Source organism: Lysinibacillus sp. UBA5990 (assembly GCF_002429815.1).
GTDB lineage: Bacteria > Bacillota > Bacilli > Bacillales_A > Planococcaceae > Lysinibacillus > Lysinibacillus fusiformis.
The window spans coordinates 126,465-132,615 of record NZ_DJAY01000002.1 but is presented as its reverse complement, the minus strand read 5'-3'; the positions used below and the strand labels follow the sequence as shown (position 1 = coordinate 132,615).

At 36.7% G+C, this 6,151-nt stretch carries 6 protein-coding genes; 1 reads left to right on the top strand and 5 read right to left on the bottom strand.

Annotated features, from left to right (window positions below; all coding sequences use genetic code 11):
* Positions 1–218 (top strand): hypothetical protein (locus B3D94_RS01370; protein ID WP_291753847.1); only part of this gene is annotated, 218 nt, incomplete at its 5' end.
* Between the two features lie 280 nt (positions 219–498).
* Here the strand turns inward: B3D94_RS01370 and B3D94_RS01365 are convergent.
* From B3D94_RS01365 to B3D94_RS01345, 5 genes are all read right to left on the bottom strand, one after another.
* Positions 499–2,352: an SLC13 family permease gene (locus B3D94_RS01365; RefSeq protein WP_291753845.1), complete on the bottom strand. Its 1,854-nt coding sequence runs from the start codon at positions 2,350–2,352 to the stop codon at positions 499–501.
* A 150-nt stretch (positions 2,353–2,502) separates the two neighbouring features.
* Positions 2,503–3,117, bottom strand: coding sequence for a nicotinate-nucleotide adenylyltransferase (gene nadD, locus B3D94_RS01360; RefSeq protein WP_291753842.1), 615 nt, complete (start codon positions 3,115–3,117; stop codon positions 2,503–2,505).
* Positions 3,118–3,139: 22 nt separating this feature from the next.
* Positions 3,140–4,621 (bottom strand): nicotinate phosphoribosyltransferase, encoded by a 1,482-nt coding sequence (locus tag B3D94_RS01355; RefSeq protein ID WP_291753839.1) that lies wholly within the window; start codon positions 4,619–4,621, stop codon positions 3,140–3,142.
* A 9-nt stretch (positions 4,622–4,630) separates the two neighbouring features.
* Complete coding sequence (locus tag B3D94_RS01350; protein ID WP_069479771.1) at positions 4,631–5,182, bottom strand: cysteine hydrolase family protein; 552 nt, start codon at positions 5,180–5,182, stop codon at positions 4,631–4,633.
* An 83-nt stretch (positions 5,183–5,265) separates the two neighbouring features.
* Positions 5,266–6,066 (bottom strand): NUDIX domain-containing protein, encoded by an 801-nt coding sequence (locus tag B3D94_RS01345; RefSeq protein WP_291753835.1) that lies wholly within the window; start codon positions 6,064–6,066, stop codon positions 5,266–5,268.
* Positions 6,067–6,151 lie beyond the last annotated feature (85 nt).

The window sequence follows — 6,151 nt, the reverse complement described above, 5'->3', positions numbered from 1 at the left end:
TGTTCACTAGCAAGCTAGCTACTAAAAACTTTATTGATTACGGTTTGCTTGCTCAGTTTTCAAGGGTCATGTTTTGCTTTGTTTTAGCGTGTCACCGTGGCGACTTGTATAATACTACACCCTTATTTTTAAAAGGTCAACACTTTTCCGAAAAAAAGTTTAACTTTTTTCTCCACATAGAATTACTTCCTATATTAATAATCAAAATAAATCTTTGACTACAAATAATATTTTCACCCTTAAGGACTAAGTTATACCATTAATTAAAATATAACTTTATCATATCTTACAAGAAAAATTTAATAGATTTTTTTGGATAGCAGAAAAAAAATCTATATTAAACTGATCTTTCAGTATGTAGATGGAGTTTTTTATAAAAAGGTGAGCTGGAATGAGGGGCACTAAACTCCTAATTGGATTCAACGGCTTTACTTGATTTCAAAAAAGACTATAGATAAACATAAAATTTCTAGTTTATCTATAGTCTTAAACTGAATTTTACAATGGGAAAAAGAATGGGATGGTTATCATCATGACAATAAACATAACAATTTGTAACGGTATCCCTATTCTTACAAAGTCCATAAATTTATAGCCCCCAGCTGTCATTACCAGCGCATTAGTTGGGGATGCAATTGGTGTGGCAAACGCCATACTTGCGGCTACTGCTACTGCAATCATAAATGTTGTAGGATTAACCTCCATTGCTATTGCAGCACTCATAGCTATCGGTGCAAACAATACAGCCGTCGCCGTATTACTAATAAATTGTCCAAAGACAGCTGTCAAAATATAAACACCTATGAGCACACCATAGGGACCATAGTCACCAAGCACTTTAATAATCCCGTCAGATAGTATATCCATGCCTCCTGTTTTTTCTAAGGCTGCCGCCATTGGTAGCATGGCAGCCACTAGCACTATACTTTCAAAATTCATATTGCTATACGCATCTTCCATATTCCGTAAGCAACCAGTTAATATCATTAAAACGGCACCAATCATAACAGAAATAACAGCAGGGAAAATTTCGAATGCCATTAACATAATCATAAACAGCATAATAATTCCCGCAATACCAGCTTTTCCTGTTGCTGCTGCTACACTGGCGTGCTCCTTTGGCTGACCAACAACCACAACATCTTGGGTCTCTCTCGCTAATAAAAGAATTTCATCCCAAGCTCCTTGCACTAAAATAGCGTCTCCAAATTTCAACTTATGCGAAACCATGTCTTGGAGTTTATAACCACCCTTACGATTAATGCCAATTATATTTAGGTTGTATTTTTCCCTAAACCCTAACGAACTCACCGTTTCATTGATAAAGCTTGAATTTGGAGTGAGTAATACCTCTGCAATACCGAGATGCTTCGAAACCAATTCATCAGCTTCCCCTTCTACTAATCCTTGCATCTCGAGGTGATAATCCTCAACAAAGTGACGAATATCCTCTTCTTCCCCTTGAACATACAGCTCGTCCTTTGCGTGAATTACACTTGTGGGACCAGCCATTTCTTGATATGTCATAGGTAGTAAATTGATACCTTCTTGTGACTTGCGATGAATTTTCATCATACAGAGCGTGTACTTGGCTGGTAGCTTTAACTCTGCTAACGACGTTTCAATAATAGGTGATTCTTCTGGAACAGAAATTTTGAATAGTCGATTATTTAAATCATATTGCTTTATGATTTTCTTCGGTGAAAGCTTATAGCCCTCATTTGTTTGCGTACGATGTTGATCTTTCGGTAACAAAATATTGCGCACAAGCACTAGATAAGCAATTCCTGCAATCATACCCACTATACCAATTGGAGTTATTTCAAAAAATCCAAGTTTGCTATATCCCCTATCTACCAATAACTGACTGACAATTAAATTGGTTGGAGACGCAATCAACGTCATAAGACCCGATAGACTAGCTACGTATGAGAGTGGCAATAAAAATTTAGAAGGGCTGACCTTCATACTAATCGCTATACTTACAACTATTGGCATCATTAATGCGACAGTACCTGTATTGCTCATAAATGCACCGACAGATCCAACAATGATGAGTAGTAATACAAATAGTTTCAACTCACTATTGCCCGACCATTTAAGTAATAACTGTCCTGCCATTCCCGCAAGACCTGTGCGTAATATTCCTGCACCCACGACGAAAAGCCCTGCAATCATTAAAACTACAGAGTTTGAAAATCCAGCTAATGCCTCTGTTGGCGTTAGAATATCTGTAATAACAAATGCTAAAAGTGACACAATTGCTACAAGATCTGCTCGTATTTTATTGGTCACAAATGCGAAAATTGTTGCACCTAAAATAAGAAATGTTAATGTAAGCTGCACATTCATGAATTCCTTTCTAACATTAATCATTAAAATTTTTGTGACAGCAAAAAAGCCGTCACCATTGCTATTTCTATTATAGCTTACGAATGGCTAGAAATAGTAAAAGTCACCATCTTTTCAAAATTAAAATAAGTGTGGCATGCAACCACACTTTTATTTCTTATATAGATGATGTTCTTTAATATAGTCATAACAAGCATTGGGCAAAAGATATCTTGGCTCTCCACCCATCGCAAATTCTTCCCGAATATAGGTAGAGCTAATTTCCATGGCTAAGCCCTTATCAATAAGATGAAATCTCCCATCATCATTATTTCTTAAAATTGGGGATCGGCTAATTGTTGATAGCATATCAACCCCATGCCTCGCCATAACTATGAATTTATTTTCGGCAACTAATGCGTCTCCCTTTTTCCATAATCCTGCACCAATGTCTACTAATAAATCTGCGCCCATAATAAAGTGGATTTCATCTTCTGGATGTTTTTCCCTAAAGTATTTCATCGTGTCATACGTGTATATATTCCATCCCTCTTGATCCATCTCATAGGAATCTGCCATAAAACGATCATCCTTAGCAATTGCTAAATGTAGCATATTCCACCGATGCCTATCTTCTGTTTTTATAGTTTTATCTTTTCGCTTATTTGAACAGGGTAAAAATATGACCTTATCTAATTTACAACGGTGTGCAACCGTGCTAGCAGTCCAAAGATGAACATTGGTAATAGGATCAAAGGATGAACCATAAATACCTATTCTCGCCATCGTATCTTCCTCCTGTCATTTTTTATCTAGTATCCATCTTCTTTGAAATTTTTTCTTTAATATCATGAATAATAGCTCTCTTGTGATCCCAGCAAGCCTGACTCAAATCAACTGGGTACTCTTCCGGGTTCATCGTTCGTTTGTACTCACACCATAATAATTTTAAATTTTTCTTTGCATATGCTTGTGTCTCTTGAATTGTAGGTTCCTCAAATACTACTTTCCCATTTTCTACAATGCTTTCATGTAACTCGATCGCCGTAAAATTCGTTACAAACTTACTTATATACGTATGAACAGGGTGGAACATCTTTAATCGTTCTGTTTGCTGAATATTTTCCTCATCAAGGGCAATATAGTCACCTTCAGCATGACCATTCTCATTATTAACAATACGATAGACTCGTTTGCGCCCAGGAGTCGTCACCTTTTCTGGATTCGCAGAGATTTTTATAGTATCAACCATTTCCCCATTTTCACTTTCAATAGAGACTAACTTGTATACTCCACCTAAAGCAGCTTGATCGTAGGCTGTAATTAGCTTCGTGCCGATTCCCCAAGCATCAATTTTCGCCCCTTGAGATTTTAAATGCATAATAGTATATTCATCTAAATCATTGGATGCCATAATTTTTGTTTCCTTAAAGCCTGCATCATCTAGCATTTTTCTTGCTACCTTTGATAAATAGGCTAAATCACCACTGTCTAAACGGATACCGATAAAATTAATTTGATCTCCCAATTCCTTCGCTACTTTGATGGCATTCGGAACACCTGATCGTAACGTATCATAAGTATCTACTAAGAATACACAGTCTTTATGTGCGGCTGCATATTTTTTAAACGCAGTATATTCATCTCTGTAGGTTTGAATCATAGCATGCGCATGTGTTCCTGAAACTGGAATACCAAATAATTTACCTGCACGCACATTACTTGTTGCAGAAAAGCCACCGATATAAGCAGCGCGAGTTCCCCAAATTGCCGCATCGAATTCGTGAGCACGACGGGTTCCAAATTCCATCACAACATCCTCACCCGTCACTTCTTTAATTCGCGAAGCTTTCGTCGCGATTAGCGTTTGGTAATTAACAATATTCAGCAAAGGGGTTTCTATTAATTGCGCTTCAGCCAATGGTGCCTCGATTCGCAGAATAGGTTCATTGGCAAAAACCAACTCCCCTTCCCTCATCCCCCTTATAGTTCCTGTAAACTTTAGATTCTGTAGATAATGGAGAAATTCCTCTGGATAGTTCCCTTCTTCACGCAAATATTCAATATCACTTTGAGAAAAACCAAAGTTATTAATAAACTCCATTACTTTTTTTAAGCCAGCGAATATCGCATAACCATTGCCAAATGGAAGTTTTCTAAAATACAGCTCAAAAACAGCCTTTCGTTGATGAACCGCGTCCTTCCAGTAGGTCTGAACCATATTTATTTGGTATAAATCGGTGTGTAACATGAAACTATCATCTGCGTATTTCACGTCATTTCCCTCCATTCTTTACTATCAAATAACAGAGGCACCAAGTGTATGCTCAAAATGACTTAAAGCCCACTCATGTCCTGTTTGATTAAAGGATGCGACAGCGTTTTTATGAATGACAAGATCGAACCCTTTATTATAAGCATCTACAGCCGTATGAAGAACACAGATGTCTGTACAAACGCCAATTAAATGAAGCTCTGTAATTCCTCTTTCACGCAATTTCAACTCCAAATCTGTCCCTGCAAAGGCCGAGTAACGAGTTTTATCTATATAATAGACATGTTCAAATTCTTGCTTAGCTTCGTACAATGTTTTTAAAGCTCCGTATAAATCTCGCCCTTTGGTATGACGAATATTATGTGGAGGAAATAGCTTTGTTTCAGGATGATAAACATCTTCTTGCTCATGAACATCTATAGCGAATACTGTGAACTCTTTATTTGAGATAAATTCACTTGTTATATTAACAATTGCCTGCTCAAGCTGTTGTCCCGGCTCGCCACAAGTTAGAGCTCCATCAGTTGCAACAAAATCAACAGTGTAATCAATGTTAATTAGTGCTCTCTTTTTCATCGTTTTATCACTCCAATTTTTAATTAGTAATACACAAATTACAAATTACTGTTTTTAAAGTTATCAGGAAAGACGAATCTTTCCTAATGATAAATTGATTCCACCACTTCAAAATCATTAAAAGTATACAGCTGTGATGGCCTAAACGAATTACGCTTTGTTTTCTTTGGTTTTCCTTCCGCATCCACTACTTTTTCAATAAAAGGTAGTTTAGGTGCTTTTGTAAAAAATACAGAATCATTAGAGATTCGTGGATCGTCTTCAACTGTCAGTAGTACCCGTTGTAATTCTGATAAGGTAAACTCTTGAGGTAAAAAGTTTTTAGCAACGGTTGTTTGCACCATGTCTTTTTTAATAAATTTGAGTGCATCTGCAATGATTTTACGATGATCAAAGGCTAGTTGAAGTGTAAATACATCTTCAATATCAAATAACTCCACATCATCTGCATCATCATTTGCTTGTCGTTGCTCCATTTGCTCCTCAGGAACAATCGCATAAAAAGCATTTGAAATCATCCAGCCACGAGGATCTCGATTGATATCATCGTAAACACCAAAGTGCTGAACATGTAACCCTTCTACATTCGTCTCTTCTTTTAACTCTCTTTTTGCTGCAATATAGGCTGATTCCTTTTGATGAGCATCTACAAACCCACCAGGAAGCGCCCATTTTCCACCTTCAATATTAGCATTTCCATCAGCATCTTTAGCAGCGCGCTTAATTAACATAATTTTAAGTGTCATGTTTGGCGGTGCCTTTTCTTCTGTTTTCTCCGAAGTAATCGTAAAAATTGCGATATCCGCTGTGTATCCATCAGGTGTTTTATATTTTGAAGAATCATAATGCGCTAGCATTTCTTCTTCCGTACGAAACTTTGACATTATATAACCCCTTTAATCATTACAAGGTTTAAGTAATTTGTAATTAACGAATTACTATTTAATTGAATTATAAACCCCTACCGAA